General features: G+C 59.1%; 12 protein-coding genes. 6 read left to right on the top strand and 6 right to left on the bottom strand.

Annotated features, from left to right (window positions below; translation table 11 throughout):
- The first annotated feature begins 16 nt into the window (after positions 1 to 16).
- The 3 genes from SIAM614_RS11960 (at position 17) to SIAM614_RS11950 (ending at position 2644) form a co-directional block, all read left to right on the top strand.
- Entirely contained in the window at positions 17 to 727 is a 711-nt protein-coding gene (locus tag SIAM614_RS11960; protein ID WP_157139809.1) for a response regulator, read from the top strand.
- Between the two features lie 205 nt (positions 728 to 932).
- The gene (locus SIAM614_RS11955; RefSeq protein ID WP_006934765.1) at positions 933 to 1319 is read left to right on the top strand and encodes an NADH:ubiquinone oxidoreductase subunit NDUFA12; all 387 of its coding nucleotides are present in this window, start codon (positions 933 to 935) and stop codon (positions 1317 to 1319) included.
- A gap of 317 nt (positions 1320 to 1636) precedes the next feature.
- A complete protein-coding gene (locus SIAM614_RS11950) occupies positions 1637 to 2644 on the top strand; it encodes a hypothetical protein (protein ID WP_006934764.1) in 1008 nt (335 codons plus the stop codon).
- Positions 2645 to 2818: 174 nt separating this feature from the next.
- Here the strand turns inward: SIAM614_RS11950 and aat are convergent, their stop codons facing one another.
- From aat to SIAM614_RS11925, 5 genes are all read right to left on the bottom strand, one after another.
- A complete protein-coding gene (gene aat, locus SIAM614_RS11945) occupies positions 2819 to 3499 on the bottom strand; it encodes a leucyl/phenylalanyl-tRNA--protein transferase (RefSeq protein WP_006934763.1) in 681 nt (226 codons plus the stop codon).
- A gap of 146 nt (positions 3500 to 3645) precedes the next feature.
- Complete coding sequence (gene accC, locus SIAM614_RS11940) at positions 3646 to 4992, bottom strand: acetyl-CoA carboxylase biotin carboxylase subunit (RefSeq protein ID WP_006934762.1); 1347 nt, start codon at positions 4990 to 4992, stop codon at positions 3646 to 3648.
- Between the two features lie 15 nt (positions 4993 to 5007).
- Complete coding sequence (gene accB / locus SIAM614_RS11935; protein ID WP_040440012.1) at positions 5008 to 5478, bottom strand: acetyl-CoA carboxylase biotin carboxyl carrier protein; 471 nt, start codon at positions 5476 to 5478, stop codon at positions 5008 to 5010.
- Between the two features lie 323 nt (positions 5479 to 5801).
- Positions 5802 to 6605 carry a DsbA family protein gene (locus tag SIAM614_RS11930; RefSeq protein WP_006934760.1) on the bottom strand — a complete coding sequence of 268 codons (804 nt, stop codon included), beginning with the start codon at positions 6603 to 6605 and terminating at the stop codon, positions 5802 to 5804.
- Between the two features lie 61 nt (positions 6606 to 6666).
- Positions 6667 to 8043, bottom strand: coding sequence for a M48 family metalloprotease (locus tag SIAM614_RS11925; protein WP_229597963.1), 1377 nt, complete (start codon positions 8041 to 8043; stop codon positions 6667 to 6669).
- Between the two features lie 301 nt (positions 8044 to 8344).
- Between SIAM614_RS11925 and SIAM614_RS11920 the strand changes: the two genes are divergently transcribed.
- Positions 8345 to 9517: a pyridoxal phosphate-dependent aminotransferase gene (locus tag SIAM614_RS11920; protein WP_006934758.1), complete on the top strand. Its 1173-nt coding sequence runs from the start codon at positions 8345 to 8347 to the stop codon at positions 9515 to 9517.
- Between the two features lie 76 nt (positions 9518 to 9593).
- On the opposite strand, the gene SIAM614_RS11915 is transcribed toward SIAM614_RS11920, so the two are convergent.
- Entirely contained in the window at positions 9594 to 12383 is a 2790-nt protein-coding gene (locus SIAM614_RS11915; RefSeq protein WP_006934757.1) for an Rne/Rng family ribonuclease, read from the bottom strand.
- 737 nt (positions 12384 to 13120) lie between these two features.
- On the opposite strand from SIAM614_RS11915, the gene SIAM614_RS11910 reads away from it, so the two are divergent.
- Positions 13121 to 14350 carry an N-acetylmuramoyl-L-alanine amidase gene (locus SIAM614_RS11910; protein WP_006934756.1) on the top strand — a complete coding sequence of 410 codons (1230 nt, stop codon included), beginning with the start codon at positions 13121 to 13123 and terminating at the stop codon, positions 14348 to 14350.
- Between the two features lie 188 nt (positions 14351 to 14538).
- Positions 14539 to 17010 carry a penicillin-binding protein 1A gene (locus SIAM614_RS11905; protein ID WP_040440009.1) on the top strand — a complete coding sequence of 824 codons (2472 nt, stop codon included), beginning with the start codon at positions 14539 to 14541 and terminating at the stop codon, positions 17008 to 17010.
- The last annotated feature ends 84 nt before the right edge of the window (positions 17011 to 17094 follow it).

The following is a 17094-nucleotide window of genomic DNA, read 5'->3' as shown; positions in this document are numbered from 1 at the left end:
AAAAGGTCCGCATTTCATGAAACATCACGCCGCATTCGGACTAGCGATGGAGGACATCGATGCTGTCGTCGTGGAAGACAGCAAACCGATGCAGACGATTCTCCGTTCGATACTGCTCAGTTTCAAGGTCGCGCGTGTGAGGGTGTTCGATTCGGTCGACGAGGCACTCGAGGCGAGTCTCGCCGAACCACCCAACGTGATTCTCACCGACTGGCGCATGGCGCCGACATCCGGTTACCAGTTTCTGCGCCTTGTGCGGCACCGCCATATGGAGCCGCTCTGCTATGTGCCGATTCTGTTCATCACTGCGCATGGCACACGGCCGCTGGTGGACAAGGCTCTGCGGGCAGGGGCGCACCATGTGCTGGTCAAGCCGGTTTCGCCGTCAACGCTTTTCAAGCGCCTCAAATGGCTTCTGGCCGACGACCGGCCGATGATCCTGGAGAACTCGGGTTTCTACAACATCTATGGCATTCAGAAGGCCATGGATGAGCAGGCGGAAAAGATGCAGTCGCTTGCCGGGGCCCGGTTGCACCACCGCGTTGCCACGCAAAAGCGCGCCGAGGTGGAAGGGGCTGTGGAAGCTGCGTTCGACACCAAGGAGGAAGAACCGCCAAAGGTCTTCGCCGGGGTCAAGAAAGAAGCGCCGCCCAAACAGCATTCGGCAGCGGCCAAGCATATCCGCAATGCCGGCTTTGCCCCGTTCAAGGGTTTGAAACTTCACTGAGGCGGTCTGTTTGTGACCAACAGGGCGAGGTGCGCTCCGAGCGCGGCTGCGGCAATCGGCCCGCAGGCGCAAAAACCCGTTCTTTTCTGGTTGCCAAGTCTGGACAGACGCAGCCGATGCCGCCATAGTCCGCCGAAATTCGTCCCGCTGTAAAAGCGGGGCAAAGGATGTCTCCGACTTGCAATCAAGGGACCTTCAAAGGGCCATGAAAACTCTGCTGCTTGAACTGTTTACCTGGTGGAACAGCCAGACGATGGGCACCCGCTTCTTTACGTGGCGCAAGGGTGAGTTTGTCGGTGAGGATGAGTTCGGCAACAAATATTACAAGGAACGCGCGGGCAAAAGGCGCTGGGTGATCTACAACGGTCTAGCAGAAGCTTCCGCCATTCCTCCGGGCTGGCACGGCTGGATGCACCACCGCGTCGACACGCCGCCATCCGATGAAACCTATCACGCCAAGCACTGGCAGCAGGGCCACCGGGCCAATCCGACGGGCACACCTGCAGCATACCGGCCGCATGGCTCAATCCTGACCCCGGAAAAACGTCCGGAAGTGACCGGCGATTACGAAGCCTGGACACCGGGCGGCTGATCACAATCTGTAGACACCAAGACTGAAAAGCCCCGCAACTGCGGGGCTTTTTTCGTTTCGGGCCGAGCAGAGGTTCAAGAAACCGACCCTGCTGCAGACGTGGGCCGATTGCGTGTCGTCTGCAGAGGTGTCCTCAGATTATCCACGTTTAGTTTGAGAATTTCAAAAGGGGTATACGTAAATTTATTTTGCAATTCATAGTATATAATATGATTTATTTTTGTAATGGAAATATTTATTAGTGATTTGAAACACATTACGCAAGGTAAAATAAGATACAAGGAGTAAGGAATTAATATTGGTCATGGAGAAGACAAATGGACCAGGCATGGATGAAGCTCCAGGAGCTCAGCAATCGTCTTAACAATGTCTGCAAACCGGCCTGGGAAAATATCCTGATCAAGACAGGCAGCAGTTATGTGAACGCTGATGAAGCGGTTCGAAAGCTATTGCCGAAAGGACATGATACAGAGCCTGGCTGGGCCTGGACGGCGTTAAAGGGCACCATGAAAGGTCCTCTGGCTGCCGTAATCACCAATCCCGTGGCGGCAGGAATTGCGACTTTTTACATCATCGATGCCGTCAAGGGCGAAAAAGAACCGCTTCCGTCGCCGCCGCAGTTTGATACCAATCCTCAGAAATATCTTCAGTACATCAAGTTTCACTACAACTTGGTCTATATCAATTCCACTCAGAAGATACTGAAAATGCAGGAAGCAGCGCGCACGGGCGGCTCGGTTGATATCGAACAGCTCCGGCGCTCGCTGGAGCGGTCGCCATTCGCGCATGTGCCGCGAGGCTACAAATGGTTCAAGCACGACAAACTGGAAGAAAACATCGAAGCCGGGTTATGGGCGATATGGCTGAACAACCTCAGCAGCAGCCACAAACTGGAACAGGTTTCCCGCGCGATGGGGGAGGATGACCGACACAGTGCCAGCGGTGCGGCTCGAAAGTCCGACGGGAAGTACCGTCACCACTTGTGGAAGAGGCTGAAGGAGCTGGGAGCGTTCGACCGGGCTTATTCGGGCGGGGTGAAAAAGCGTGACAACGCGAAATCCACCGATGTTTTCATGGGTAGCGGCACGCCCTCTTACGAATATGAATTCTGGCTCAAGATAGCCCGGGATTTCTGGGCAAAAAATCAGTCACCGACGGACATGTTCTATATCGCCCTGGAGGAACCGGCAGCCGAACTGGCTTTCCGGAACGCCATGAGGACGTTTGAATCGCAAGATTTTACGCACAGAATGAGCGCTTTCCTTTCGCCCTCCTGGTCGACAATTCGCGATATGGTCGGCACTGGCAAAGGCGGAAAGAACTGAGCGCGTCACGCTGGTTTATGAAGCCTGAAAAGGTTCCTTTCGCCCATTCAAGGCCAGGACTGCTTGGCGACCAGGCGTCTGAAAGCCAAGGCATCGCCAGACCGTTTCGGGTCTGTTGTTGGCGTACCAGGTCCTGCTCTGCCGGTGACGATTTACTGTTGGAAGCGGGAGGACCTAACGCTCGTGCCAGCTATCAATCACCGCCAACACCTCCTGACCGCTGGCTTGCGGTGACAGGGCGTAGAAGTCGGTTTCCAGTTTCAATGCTTCACTGAGCCGTTCGTTATAGGCGGCCTGCGGCACTTCCTCGGTGCCGAACTTGCTGAGGTGATCGGTCACGAATTGTGTGTCGAGCAGGGAATAGCCACCTGCAATCAGCCGGGCGACCAGATGCGCCAGGCACACCTTCGATGCGTCGGTGCGAAAGGTGAACATGCTTTCGCCGAAAAAAGCACCGTTCAGGCTGACGCCGTAGAGCCCCCCGACCAGTTCACCGTCTTGCCAGGCCTCTATGGTGTGGCAATAGCCCATGTCGAAGAGCTCACCGTAGAGGCGTCTGATTTCGCGGTTGATCCACGTTTTCTGCCGACCCGGCATCGGGTGGGCACACCCGTCTATCACGCCCTGGAAATCCGTGCTGACCCGAACCTCGAAGACGTCGTTTCGAATCGTACGGCGCAGGCGGCGGGGCAAGTGGAAATTGTTGAGGGGAAGGATGCCGCGGCGTTCCGGTTCCAGCCAGAAGAGACCCGGGTCGTCGGCGGATTCCGCCATCGGAAACAGGCCGCAGGCATAGGCTTTCAAAAGCACCTGCGGCGTGATTTCCAGAACGATGTCGTCTTTGTAACCAGCCATGAGGCCTCACTCACCAGATGGGAAAAGACAGACCGGCAGGTGCTCAGTTCGAACAACGCAATTCTGGTCGCCACCGGAGTGCCGGAGCATCTGTTGCGCGTTCACCCGAACACGCGATGCTCCAGGCATCCGTTCCCGCAAATTGGTCAGCTGGACTTCTTCGCCAGATATTGTTCCAGCCAGTGGATGTCATACTGACCGTTCGCTATGTCCTGATTTTCCACCAGATCGCGGAAAAGCGGAATAGTTGACTTGATTTCGTCAACCACAAATTCATCCAGGCACCGGCGCAGACGCATCATGCATTCCACGCGGTTGCGCCCGTGCACGATCAACTTGCCGATTAGGCTGTCGTAGTAGGGCGGAATCTTGTAGCCCTGATAGACACCGCTGTCGACGCGAACGCCCAGACCGCCCGGCGGGTGGTAATAGGTGATGGTGCCCGGTGACGGGGTGAAGTTGACCGGATCTTCCGCATTGATGCGGCATTCGATGGCGTGGCCTTCGAACTTGATGTCGTCCTGGGTCATATCCAGCGAGCCGCCAGCCGCGATGCGGATCTGCTCGTTGACGAGGTCGATGCCGGTGATCATTTCCGTAACGGGGTGCTCCACCTGCAGGCGGGTGTTCATTTCGATGAAATAGAACTCGCCGTTTTCGTAGAGGAATTCCACCGTGCCGACGCCGCGATACTTCAGCTTGCGCATGGCGGCGGCGACGATTTCGCCGATTTCCTTGCGCTGGCTGGCATTGAGGCTCGGGGAGGGAGCTTCTTCGAGCACTTTCTGGTGACGGCGCTGCAGCGAGCAATCGCGTTCACCGAGGTGAACCGCATTGCCCTTGCCATCGCCCAGAACCTGGATCTCGATATGCCGGGGCTTGCCGAGATATTTTTCCATGTAGAGCGCGTCGTCGCCAAAGGCTGCCTTGGCTTCGGAGCGCGCCGTGGACAGAGCCGTGTCGAGTTCGGCTTCGGAGCGGGCGACCTTCATGCCGCGGCCGCCGCCACCGGCTGCTGCCTTGACCAGCACCGGGTAGCCGATTTCGCGGGCGATCGCGTGCGCGTCGTCTCCGGCCGTCACGGCGCCGTCGGAACCAGGAACAACAGGAATACCGAGGTCCTTGGCCGTCTGTTTGGCCTGGATCTTGTCGCCCATGATGCGGATGTGTTCGGCGGTCGGGCCGATGAACTCGATGCCGTGCGCTTCCAGGATTTCCGCAAATCGTGCGTTTTCCGACAGGAAGCCATAGCCCGGGTGGACTGCATCGGCACCGGTGATTTCACATGCCGCGAGAAGCTGCGGAATGTTCAGGTAGCTGTCGCGCGCTGCAGGCGGGCCAATGCAGACGCTTTCGTCTGCAAGGCGAACGTGCATGGCATCCGCGTCGGCTGTGGAATGAACCGCAACGGTGGAGATGCCGAGCTCTTTGCAGGCGCGCAGGATGCGCAGGGCAATCTCGCCGCGGTTGGCAATGAGAATCTTGGAGAACATAGCCACAGCGGCTCCTTATTCGACGATAATGAGCGGTTCGCCGAATTCCACCGGCTGCGCATCTTCCACCAGGATCTGCTTGACGGTGCCCGCCTTGGTGGCAGGAATGTGGTTCATGGTTTTCATGGCTTCGATGATCAGGATCGTCTGACCTTCCACGACCTTGTCACCAACCTGAATGAAGGCCGGTGCACCCGGCTCGGCCGCAAGATATGCCGTGCCGACCATGGGAGAGGTTACAGTTGTGCCGGCGTGAGCCGGTTCGGCTGCCGGAGCGGCCGCAGCCTGGGACGGTGCTGCTGCCGGCGCCATCGGGGCGGCCATCGGCGCGGCAACGTTCACCGGTGCGCTGATCGACATCTGACGGGCAACGCGAATACGCGTGTCGCCCTGTTCCAGTTCGATTTCCGAGAGATTTGTCTCGTCCAGGAGAACGGCGAGGTCCCGGATCAGGGCCGTGTCGAATTTCTTGTTATCATTACGCATCATGTTTGGCTCTCATACTCGGTCCGCAAGACACGCGGCTGGCCGGCTTTCCGGGCGACCGCTCCATACAGGGATGGGGTCAGACCCGGACTATCCTGCCCTGCAACTCGATCAGGGGCCGTCAGGCCGGGGCCGCAACCACGCTCTTGCTCCGCCGTTTATTCGGGCGGACAAAGATCTTTAGCCCGTCTCTTCCTGGAGGCGAGCCACGCTTCTTATAGGGATTCAATTGAAACAGGAAAACCCCCGATTTCTCACTGACATGAGGAATGGGGGTTTCCAACAGGCAAGTGGATGCCGGAACGATGTTTCGGCCCGCCGGGTCAGCAGGTGGTCTGGCCGCAGTTCTGCAGCGCGTCCAGCTTCTGGCTCAGTTCCTGGTAACCGACTGCGCCCATGACGACGTCATTGCCGATGACGTAAGACGGGGTGCCCGTCAGGCCGAGACGGTTGGCGAGGGAATAGACCTCTTCAATGGTCTGGCCGGCCTCGTCGGTCTTCATGGCTTCCTGAAGATCGTCTTCGGAAATGCCGACGGATTTCGCTGCTTCCAGGGCACTGGCACGGTTGGCCTGTCCGCGGCTCAGCAGAAGTTTTTCATGAAATTCGCCGTATTTCTCCGGTGCGATGGAGTTGACGGCAACCGCCACCTGTGCCGCTTCCACTGAGCCCTGGCCAAGAACCGGGAATTCCTTCAGGACCACTTTCAGGTCCGGGTTCTCCTCGATCAGCTTGACCATGTCGCCATGCGCACGCTTGCAGTAGCCGCAGTTGTAGTCGAAAAACTCCACGAGCGTCACGGAGCCTTCCGGATTGCCGAGCACGACCTGGCGGGACGAGTTGAAAAGAATGTCGGCGCTGTCGGTCAGCGCCTGAACGCGCGCAGCTTCGGCGGCTTCCTTTTCGCGGCGATCAAGTTCGGTCAAGGCTTCGGCGACCACTTCAGGATGCTCCAGCAGGTATTCCCGCACGATCTTTTCGATCTCGGTGCGGCTCAGGTCCTGTGCGGCAACAGGGCCGGCCAGAAGGGCGAGCGCAAGCGCGCAAGCCGACAGGATGCGCAGCAGCATCGGCGGGCAGAGCGACCCGGTCTTCAGGAACAGGGGCTTCGGGAAAATCTGGGTCATTCAAGGCTCCTCAGGCGACCGTCTCTTGCGTTCGGACGGCATCCCATACGTGTCACAGATGTCAGCGGCCGTTGTTCGGCAGATTAGGTGGGTTGTACGCTACAATGTCGTCCGCTTGAAGCCATGCTGGCGTTCCCCTCTTCAAACTTTTTTGAGCACGGGCCGCATAGCGCTTCGCCGCCTGGAAATCTCCGCTCACCATCAGGCCTTTTGCGGTCGCCAGATCAGCCTCCGCGCGCTCGCCCTGGCGGCCATGGGCAATGGCCAGCTGGCTATAGGCTACGCCCGAGTTCTGGTCTCGCTGGATTGCCTCTTTCAAGACCCGTTCGGCTTCCGGCAGATTGGATTTGTCGTTCGAGGCAACCAGCGCGTATCCGAGCCAGGTCAGGAACTGGGGCTCTGTCGGCTTGAACGACAGGGCTTTGCGGAACGGGGCAATCGCGCCTTTCGGATCGCCCCCCTCGATCAAAGCCTGCCCCTTGAGTTCGTAGTAATAGGGGTTGTTCGGCTGGGTGCGGATCAGGGCGTCGATTTCCTTGATCGCGCCTTTGCCCCGGCTCTTCATCGCGGCAATGGCGCGGGCGTACTGCGCCGGCGGGCTTTTGTCGCTGCGCGGATAGGCACGCAAGGTCGCGGACGGGTGGCTGGTGAAGGCGAACAGCTTGGCGCGGACCATGTCGTGCCGGTATTGCAGCACATAGTCTTCCGGCTGGTTGAAGTATTTCGATTTCTGCGCGTCGGTTGCCAGGCTGTTGTAGCGGTCCTGGGCCATCGGGTGGCTCTGCGCGTAAGGGTCGGCATATTTGCGGGTGAACATCTGCTGTTCCGACATGCGCTCGAAGGTCTTCAGCAGTCCGCGCGGGCTTTGTCCTGTGGCGCTCAGATATTTCAGAGCGGCCCGGTCTGCCGCGGCTTCTTCGCCGCGCTGATAGGACAGGAAGGACCGCTGGCCGACGGAACCCGACCCCATGATCACCGCACCACCGCCGGACGCGACTTCACCGGAACCGGCGGCGGCCCCCGCCGCGGCAGCGCCGGCACCCAGAATCATGCCGATGACCGAGATAATCTGGGCGTTGGCCGCTGCAGCCCGCAGACGGACAAGGTGGCGGCCTGCGATGTGTCCGGTTTCATGGGCAATCACGCCGATCACTTCGCCAGGTGTTTCCGATTCCATGATGACGCCGATGTTGATGAACATGCGGCGACTGTCGGGAACGAACGCGTTGAAGCTCTTGTCGTTGACCAGAATGATTTCCGGTTCTGAATTGGAAATACCGGCAGCCTTGAAAATGGGCGTCGCATAGTCCTTCAGAAGATGTTCCGTTTCCGCATCGCGCACCAGGGGCAGACTGCGCCCCTGCGCCATTGCAGGAAAAGAAAAAACGGGCAAGGCGAGGGCAGTTGCACAGGCAAGTGCGACCGCTTTGCGCGCCATGTTGCGCGGAAAACCAATGTTCAAAATGGCGGAACCAGGCACAGGTGCAAAACTCCAATCCGGATCGGAACGCTTTCCAGGCTCATCTTTGCAGACAGATCTCATCCTGGGACATGAATGTGTGGCGAAGGTATGGAGGTGTTCGATGCGGGTCAAGGAAACCGGCATGACAAAAAGGTAAGGTGCGCAGCTTGCATCGGCTTGGAACGGTGCAAAAACTGGTAAGGACCCGATGCGTTGCATCGAATGGAAAAATCCGCGATAGGGTGGTGCCAGTTTCTCAGCCGGATTTTCAGGTCACATGAATCAGTCTCCCTTTCAGCCGTCTCGCCGCAGCGACGTTGCACCCTTCATCGCTATGGACGTTCTTGCCGAAGCTGCGCGCCTGGAAGCACAGGGCCGCAAGATCATCCATATGGAAGTGGGGCAACCGTCGGCGCCCGCCCCGAAAGCGGCATTGGACATGGCAAGGAAGGCGCTCGACCACGGCCGTCTCGGCTATACCGAAGCCCTCGGCATCCGCCCCTTGCGCGAGGCATTGGCAGCGCATTATCGAAAGGCCTATGGCGTCGATGTTCCCGTTGAGCGGATCATGGCAACCACGGGCTCATCCGCCGGGTTCAATCTCGCCTTTCTCGCCGCGTTCGATCCCGGTGACCGCGTAGTCCTCACAGCGCCAGGGTACCCGGCCTATCGCAACATCTTGAAAGCTCTTGGTCTTGTGCCGGTCGAGATCGAAGTGGGTGCGGAAACCCGGTGGAGCCTGACGCCGGCCCATCTGGAAGAGGCTCAAAAAGAGGGACCCGTAAAAGGTGTTCTGGTTGCCAGCCCTGCCAATCCGACCGGCACGATGATGACGGCGGAGGCCCTGGAAAACCTGATCCGCTATTGCGACGATGCGGGGATCTGGTTCATATCCGACGAGATCTATCACGGCCTTGCCTACGATGGCGATGAGCGAACTGCGCTGGAAACCTCACAGAACGCCATCATCGTCAACAGCTTCTCGAAATACTACTGCATGACCGGTTGGCGGATTGGCTGGCTGGTGTTGCCGGAACAACTGGTGCGGCCGACGGAACGGATCGCCCAGAGCCTTTATATTTCCCCGCCGGAGCTGTCGCAGATCGCGGCTGGAGCGGCGCTGACTTCGGTTCAGGAGCTGGAAGCGGTCAAGGCAGGTTATGCGGCCAATCGCGCCCTGTTGCTGGACGGCCTGCCGAAGATCGGCCTCGACCGGCTCTTGCCGGTGGACGGAGCCTTTTACATCTATGCGGACATAAGCCGCTTCAGCTCGAACAGCCTCGAGTTTGCAAAACGGATGTTGCACGAGGCAGGCGTTGCGGCAACGCCTGGTGTTGATTTCGATCCCGTGCATGGTCACGAATTTCTGCGATTTTCCTTTGCCGGAGCCCATGAAGACATGAAGGACGCTTTGGAAAGGCTTTCCGGTTTTCTAGACGCCGGGCGTTAGGCACGCCGGTCCAACAGGCAGCAAAAAGGCGGCACATTGGCCGCCTTTTTCTATTTCAAAGCTGGTTGAGGGCCGTTCAGAAGAATGAACGGCCGCGCTGCCACCAGCCGCCACGCTTCGGCTTGTCTTCCTTGGTATCGTCACCAGATGTTTCGCTGGTGACGACAGGTTCGGCCGGAGCCTTGCGTGCCGGAGCTTCTTCTTCAGCGTCGGCTTCGCTGGCGACCGGCTGTTCGGACGTCGGCGTGTCGACCACGATGGTTTCAGCTTCCGCAGCTGCCGGGCTTTCTTCTGCAGCATCTGCCTGAGCCGGAGTGGCAACGCCGTCCTGCTGCGCAGTTTCGTCTGCCGGGCTATCGCCGCTTGCGTCAGACTCTGCCACGCCGTCGACGGCTGTCAGCTCATCGGTCTGTGCATCGTCCTGCGGAGCAACTTCAACGGCCTCTGTGTCGTTGCCGCTTTCAGCCGCGACTGCGGTGTCTGAACCGGCCTGATCGTCCTGCTGCTCATCAGAGGTGGCTGCCTCGCGATTGTCACCGTTGGTTTCGCCGTCATTTTCGGCGCCACCTTCAGCCTGTGCCTCGTCACCGTTGCGGCGTCCGCGGCGTCCGCCCCGGCGTCCCCGACGGCGCTTGCGGCGCGGTTCGTCGTCGCCGTCTTCTTCGCCTGAACGGGCTTCCTGTGGCTGGTCGTCATCGCCATCGCTATCGGCATCATCCGCCTCGGCGCTGGCCTGACGCGATTCGCCATCATCCTGCTGGTTGTCGGAACCGTTTCTCCGGCGCTTGCGGCGACGGCGGCGACGGCGGCCGTCGTTGTCGTCTTCCTGCTGTGCAAATTCCTCGATGTCCGGCTGCTCGGTGTCTTCGTCGATGATATCGATCGTGTCCGGCTGGACAATCGCCGGAACAGGCATCGGTACGCGGTCGCGATCAACCGGTGCACCGCGCTCCAGAACATAAAGCTGACCGTTGACCATGTCGTCCGCATGCACTTCGACATCGATGGCGAAGCGGGTTTCCAGATCGACCAGGTTCGAACGCTTCTGGTTGAGGATGTAGAGCGCCACCTGCGTGGTGGTGCGGATGATCAGATTGTGGGACGCGCCTTTCAGCAGGTTGTCCTCAACCGACCGCAGCACGTGCAGAGCGACTGATTCCACCGACCGGATCATGCCGGTGCCCTGGCAGTGCGGGCAAGGCGTGGTCGAGCTTTCCAGAACGCCGGTGCGGATGCGCTGACGCGACATTTCCAGAAGACCGAAGTGCGAGATGCGGCCAACCTGGATGCGGGCGCGGTCGTTCTTCAGGCAATCCTTCAGCTTGCGCTCGACGGACCGGTTGTTCTTCGACTCTTCCATATCGATGAAGTCGATGACAATCAGGCCAGCAAGATCGCGCAAGCGCAACTGGCGGGTCACTTCTTCCGCGGCTTCCAGGTTGGTCTGGAGCGCAGTGTCCTCGATATTGTGCTCGCGGGTCGATTTGCCGGAGTTCACGTCGATCGAAACCAGAGCTTCCGTCTGGTTGATGACAATGTAACCGCCGGATTTCAGCGTAACCTGCGGCGAGAACATGGCATCGAGCTGCGGTTCGACACCGTAGCGGATGAACAACGGCGAGGGGTCGCGATAAGGCTGGACGTTCTTCGCATGGCTCGGCATGAGCATACGCATGAAGTCCTTGGCCTCGCGGTAGCCTTCTTCGCCGGCCACAAGGACCTCGTTGATGTCCTTGTTGTATAGGTCACGGATCGACCGCTTGACCAGACTGCCTTCCTCGTAGACGAGGCTTGGAGCACTGGATTTCAAGGTCAGTTCGCGGACATTTTCCCAAAGCCGCATCAGATATTCGAAGTCGCGCTTGATCTCCGCTTTCGTCCGGCTTGCACCGGCCGTGCGCAAGATGACGCCCATGCCTTCCGGCACATCCAGTTCGGAAGCGATCTTCTTGAGACGCTTGCGGTCGGTCGGCTGGGTGATCTTGCGCGAAATGCCGCCGCCACGGGCGGTGTTCGGCATAAGTACGGAATAGCGGCCTGCCAGCGACAGATATGTGGTCAGCGCAGCGCCCTTGTTGCCGCGTTCTTCCTTGACCACCTGCACCAGAATGATCTGGCGGCGCTTGATGACTTCCTGGATCTTGTATTGCTTGCGCAGCGGGATGATGCGCTCGGGAACTTCTTCCATCGCATCTTCGGCACCGACGGATTCGACGGCATCGATGTCGTTATCGGCATCATCGTCATCGTCGTTCTGGCGCTGGCGGCGACGCCCGCGGCCTCGGCCACGCGAGCGAACCGGAGCCTCTTCCTCATCTTCGTCAGTTTCTTCCGAGGAAGAGGAAGCTTCGTCGTCTTCTTCGTCCGAGACGTCCTCGTCTGCGCTACGTGCAGACACGGCTTCGCCATCCGTTTCGTCGGCAGCTTTTACGGCCTCTTCGTCGCCCTCTGTGGCTTCGTCGGAGGCATCCGCTTCAACCTTGTCGCTTGCAACGGAATCGGTGGCTTCATTTCGGGCTGCACGGGAGCGGCGACGGCGCTTCGGCTTTTCTTCGCCGTCCGAATCGTCGCGCTGCCTGTCGGCCGCTTCCGCTGCCAGCAGGGCTTCGCGGTCAGCTACAGGGATCTGGTAATAGTCCGGGTGAATTTCGCTGAAGGCGAGGAACCCGTGGCGGTTGCCGCCATATTCGACGAATGCCGCCTGCAAGGAAGGCTCAACCCGCGTTACCTTTGCAAGATAGATATTGCCGCGAAGCTGCTTCCGGTTAGCTGCTTCAAAGTCGAATTCTTCAACCCGATTGCCACGCACGACGACGACCCGGGTCTCTTCCGGGTGGCCCGCGTCGATCAGCATTTTGTTTGCCATTATTGAACTTCTCCACGGCAGCACTCATGGGCGCATGTGCGAAACGCGCATCGCCCAGTAGGAGGATGTCTGCCGTATTTGTTTTGCTAAGATGAGAAAGAGCGTCTGCGCCCGGCGCGGTCGTATGATCAACGCAGGCAGCCGCTGAAGCGGTACCTTGCTGTATGTTGATCACCATGTGCATCGCGCGGGTCCTTCAGGCAACGCAGGCCCTTTAGTTAAGTCATTGTACCTTGCGCCGGAATGCAGCCTGGCATCGCCAATGGACCTGCATCCGGTTCCGGAATGGGTTCGCTCTCAACGGCCGCCGAAAAACCTCGCCGGGGAAACTGCCGTTTTGTAAGGGCATCACGTTGCGAGGCGGGCGGTTTCAAAGAGGTGCCGATACCAGATCCACTTTCTTCCAGGGCTTGTCTTGAAGCGGCAGAACGGCCTCTGTTCTGTCGTTAGAAGGCCTGGGAATGCGATAGCGTTGTGGATAGATACCCATGTCCGCTACCCGGGACGGTATCGGTTTCAAACCGAAATCCGTAAGGTACTTTTACGGTCCGACGCAGCGCATTGCAAGCAATGTGAATTGGATATGGCATTTTCCTTGCGTAGCGTATGGCGTATGACAGGGCTGGTGGGGGGCTCTGTACGCGACGTTTTCGAACAACGTGACCGAAATAATTGAGTTCAAGGACGGAATGAAACCGCAAGTAAACCATGCCCTGAGCGCAGTTTTGAGACTGGCGATGTCTGTTGCCGTGGTTCTGGGCCTCGGTGCCGGCGCGCTCTCCGGGTTGAGCTTGACTGCATCTGCCGAGCCGGAGAAAGCCCAGGTGACCGGAGCACGCGTGGCGGGTGATGAAACGCGCACGCGATTCGTTCTGGATATGAATCGGCAAGTGACGCCGGTCATTTCCGGCCTCGCCAATCCGGACAGGCTGATTATCGATCTCCCGGAAGTGGAGTTTTCAATACCGGCCGATTCCGGCGAAAGCGGCCGGGGGCTCGTCGCCGACTGGCGCTTTGGCCTGTTCGCGGTGGGCAGATCCCGCGTGGTGATGGACCTGACGGGGCCGGTCAAGGTCGACAAGACGTTCTTCCTTCCAGCCGTCGACGACCAGCCGGCCAGGCTTGTGGTCGATCTGGTGAGTGCCTCTACCGAGGATTTCAGGACCTTTGTCGAAACCTCCAGGCCGAAGCGTGTCATAGCCAGAGACAATTCCGCGCCCAAGAGTGACCGGTTGACCGCGCCAAAGAACAGGGAAAAGCCGTTGATCGTTCTCGATCCGGGCCACGGCGGCATCGATACCGGGGCGATTGGCGTTCACGGAACCCTCGAAAAGGCGATCGTGCTCGATTTTGCAAAGCTTCTCAAGGAGAAGCTGGACGAAAGCGGTCTCTACAATGTGCGACTGACCCGGGATGACGACACATTCATTCCACTGGGGCGCCGGGTTGAGATCGGTCATGAACTCGAAGCCGACCTTTTCATTTCCATTCATGCCGATTCTGTTCGGCGCGGTCAGAAATTTGCACGTGGGGCGACCGTTTACACGATTTCCGACAGAGCATCCGACCAATTGGCCGAGGACCTGGCCCAGTCGGAAAACATGTCGGATGTCATCGCAGGTGTGGATCTTGCGGAAGAGCCGACCGAGGTCACCGATATCCTGATCGATCTGGCGCGGCGCGAAACGAGGTCGTTTTCGGTTTATTTTGCCAGATCGCTGGTGGATGAGCTGAAAAGCGCGGTCCGGCTGATCAATAACCCGCATCGTTCTGCCGGCTTCCGGGTGCTGAAAGCGCACGATGTTCCGTCCGTTCTGGTCGAACTCGGCTACCTGTCCAACGAACATGACGAGAAGCTTCTGATTTCGGACGAATGGCGCGAGCGCATGTCCAAGGCCGTGACGGAGGCCGTCCATGGATTCTTCCGGCCCCGACTGGCCCGGCAGCAAGCTCCACCGTCCCAGTAAAAATCCTTGCATTGCTTTAAAATTGGCAGCTTTGCACTGGCGATTGCCTCAGCATCGCCATATTGGTGCACGAGGAAGGCAGACAAGTTTGTGCGACTGTTTGCATCTGTGATGCTGAGCAAAAGTTTCCGTGTTAGAAAGCTGGAAGCGCTAAGAACGGGGAAAGACGAGCCCGCGGTATGAAATTTTTGGTGAAGTTTTTTGGCTACCTGTTCGGAATCGGCGCGATCTTTGCGCTGCTGATTGCTGCCGGGGTCTGGATGTACCTGCAGGACCTGACAAAGGACCTGCCGGATTATACGGCCCTGAAGAACTATGAGCCGCCGGTGATGACCCGCGTGCATGCGGCCGATGGTAGCCTTATGGCCGAATATGCGACCCAGCGGCGCATGTTCCTGCCGATCCAGGCCATACCGGACCAGGTCAAGCAGGCTTTTGTCGCGGCCGAAGACAAGAATTTCTACACCCACATCGGTGTCGACCCGGAAGGCATTGCCCGTGCAGCGGTGCGCTTCATCCAGAATTACGGCTCTGGCCGCCGTCCGGAAGGCGCTTCGACCATTACGCAGCAGGTTGCAAAGAACTTTCTGTTGTCGGATCTCGTGAGCGAGGAGCGCGAACGCCGTTCTGCCGCCTATGAGCGCAAGGTCAAGGAAGCCATCCTGTCGCTGCGCATCGAGCAGGCCTACACCAAGGACGAAATTCTCGAGCTTTATCTCAACGAGATCTATTTCGGTTTCGGTGCCTACGGCGTCGCGGCTGCGTCGCTTATCTATTTCGACAAGTCCGTGCATGAGTTGTCGCTCGAAGAAATCGCCTATATGGCGGCGCTGCCGAAAGGCCCGAGCAACTATCATCCCTACAGGAAGACCGAAGCTGCCATCGCGCGGCGCAACTATGTGATCGACCGTATGGTCGCGGACGGTTACGTCAGCGCCGAGGAAGGCGAGGAAGCCAAACAGAAGCCGATAGTCGTCAAACCGCGTGAAACCGGGTCCCGTCTGTTCGCCGCCGAGTATTTCACCGAAGAAGTTCGCCGCGAAGTGGCTGACATTTTCGGCGACAAACGCCTTTACGAAGGCGGGCTTTCGGTGCGCTCGACGCTTGACCCGGAAATGCAGAAGCTCGCCCGCAAGTCGCTGATGGATGGTCTGATCGCCTTCGATCACCAGCGCGGCAGTTGGAATGGCCCGGTCGACAAAATCACCCTTGGTGCCGATTGGGGCATTGATCTGGCAAAGGTGGAAGCCTTGAGCGATCTTCCCGAGTGGAAGCTTGCGGTGGTTCTGGAGGCCGGCGGCGAGGAAGCCACGATCGGCGTCCAGCCGGAGCGTAAGGTCAGCGGCCAGCTCTCGGACGAACGCAAGACCGGTCCCTTGTATCTTAGCACCATGAAATGGGCTCGCATCAAAGGCAGGGCGCCGAGCGCCGTCTCCGACGTACTGACGCCTGGTGACGTGGTTTATGTGGAAGAGAGCCCGGTTGCACCGGGAAGCTACGAACTGCGTCAGATCCCGAAGGTTTCGGGCGCGCTGGTTGCGATGGACCCCTATACCGGTCGTGTGCTTGCCCTTGTCGGCGGCTTCAGCTTCGCGCAGAGCGAGTTCAACCGTGCAACGCAAGCCTACCGTCAGCCAGGTTCCTCCTTCAAACCGTTCCTCTACGCAGCGGCGCTCGATAACGGCTACACGCCATCGTCGGTGATCATGGATGCGCCTCTGGAAATCAGCCAGGGTCCGGGTCTCGGAACCTGGCGCCCGCAGAACTACGGCGGCAAATTCTACGGCCCGTCGACCTTGCGCACGGGGATCGAGCTGTCGCGGAACGTCATGACCGTCCGGCTCGCGCAGGACATGGGCATGCCGCTGGTTGCCGAATATGCAAAGCGTTTCGGGATCTACGACAACATGCTGCCGGTCCTGTCCATGTCGCTCGGTGCGGGGGAAACCACCGTGCTGCGCCTGACGACGGCCTATGCGACCATCGCCAATGGCGGTAGGAAAGTGCGCCCGACCCTGATCGACCGTATCCAGGACCGTTACGGCCGCACCATCTACAAGCACGACAGCCGCATTTGCGACGGCTGCACGCAGGATGTCTGGGAAGGGCAGGACGAGCCGACCCTCATCGATGACCGCGAGCAGGTCCTCGACCCGATGACCGCCTATCAGATCACGTCCATGATGGAAGGCGTGGTCCAGCGCGGAACGGCAACATCCGTTCGTGCGGTCGGACGTCCGGTCGCCGGCAAGACCGGTACCACCAACGACGAAAAAGACGCCTGGTTCATGGGGTTCACCCCGGATCTGGCCGTTGGCGTGTTCGTTGGCTATGACAACCCGAAACCGATGGGCCGCGGGGCAACCGGAGGTCAGGTGGCGGCGCCTATCTTCACAAACTTCGTGAAGGCGGCGCTGGCCGACCAGCCGCCGGTGGAGTTCCGCGTACCCAAGGGGCTGCAGCTCATTCCGATCAACCGCCGCACCGGTCTGAGAACCGCAGCAGGTGCCCCGGGCTCCATCCTGGAAGCCTTCAAACCGGGCATGGCTCCGCCGGACAGCTATTCCGTGATCGGCTTTCAGGACACGATGGGTGTTCCGACGGCTGTCTCTCCGGAAGCGCAGCAGGCTGTTACGGTCGGCACAGGCGGTCTTTACTGATCTGAGCTTGGCCAAGGTGCAGCCTGACCGGCCGGTCGGCTGGGGATCCGTTTCGACGGTTTACAGCGCAGCCCGGCTTGGGTA

The organism is Roseibium aggregatum IAM 12614 (assembly GCF_000168975.1).
Taxonomy (GTDB): domain Bacteria; phylum Pseudomonadota; class Alphaproteobacteria; order Rhizobiales; family Stappiaceae; genus Roseibium; species Roseibium aggregatum.
Note: the sequence above shows the minus strand (reverse complement) of the source record. Positions and strands in the feature narration are given on the sequence as shown.

What these genes read in the sequence shown, in the direction of transcription:
- SIAM614_RS11960 (WP_157139809.1), top strand. Translation starts at nt 17, where the DNA reads ATGAAACATCACGCCGCATTCGGACTAGCGATGGAGGACATCGATGCT.
- SIAM614_RS11955 (WP_006934765.1), top strand. Translation starts at nt 933, where the DNA reads ATGAAAACTCTGCTGCTTGAACTGTTTACCTGGTGGAACAGCCAGACG.
- SIAM614_RS11950 (WP_006934764.1), top strand. Translation starts at nt 1,637, where the DNA reads ATGGACCAGGCATGGATGAAGCTCCAGGAGCTCAGCAATCGTCTTAAC.
- aat (WP_006934763.1), bottom strand. Translation starts at nt 3,499, where the DNA reads ATGGCTGGTTACAAAGACGACATCGTTCTGGAAATCACGCCGCAGGTG.
- accC (WP_006934762.1), bottom strand. Translation starts at nt 4,992, where the DNA reads ATGTTCTCCAAGATTCTCATTGCCAACCGCGGCGAGATTGCCCTGCGC.
- accB (WP_040440012.1), bottom strand. Translation starts at nt 5,478, where the DNA reads ATGCGTAATGATAACAAGAAATTCGACACGGCCCTGATCCGGGACCTC.
- SIAM614_RS11930 (WP_006934760.1), bottom strand. Translation starts at nt 6,605, where the DNA reads ATGACCCAGATTTTCCCGAAGCCCCTGTTCCTGAAGACCGGGTCGCTC.
- SIAM614_RS11925 (WP_229597963.1), bottom strand. Translation starts at nt 8,043, where the DNA reads ATGGCGCGCAAAGCGGTCGCACTTGCCTGTGCAACTGCCCTCGCCTTG.
- SIAM614_RS11920 (WP_006934758.1), top strand. Translation starts at nt 8,345, where the DNA reads ATGAATCAGTCTCCCTTTCAGCCGTCTCGCCGCAGCGACGTTGCACCC.
- SIAM614_RS11915 (WP_006934757.1), bottom strand. Translation starts at nt 12,383, where the DNA reads ATGGCAAACAAAATGCTGATCGACGCGGGCCACCCGGAAGAGACCCGG.
- SIAM614_RS11910 (WP_006934756.1), top strand. Translation starts at nt 13,121, where the DNA reads ATGTCTGTTGCCGTGGTTCTGGGCCTCGGTGCCGGCGCGCTCTCCGGG.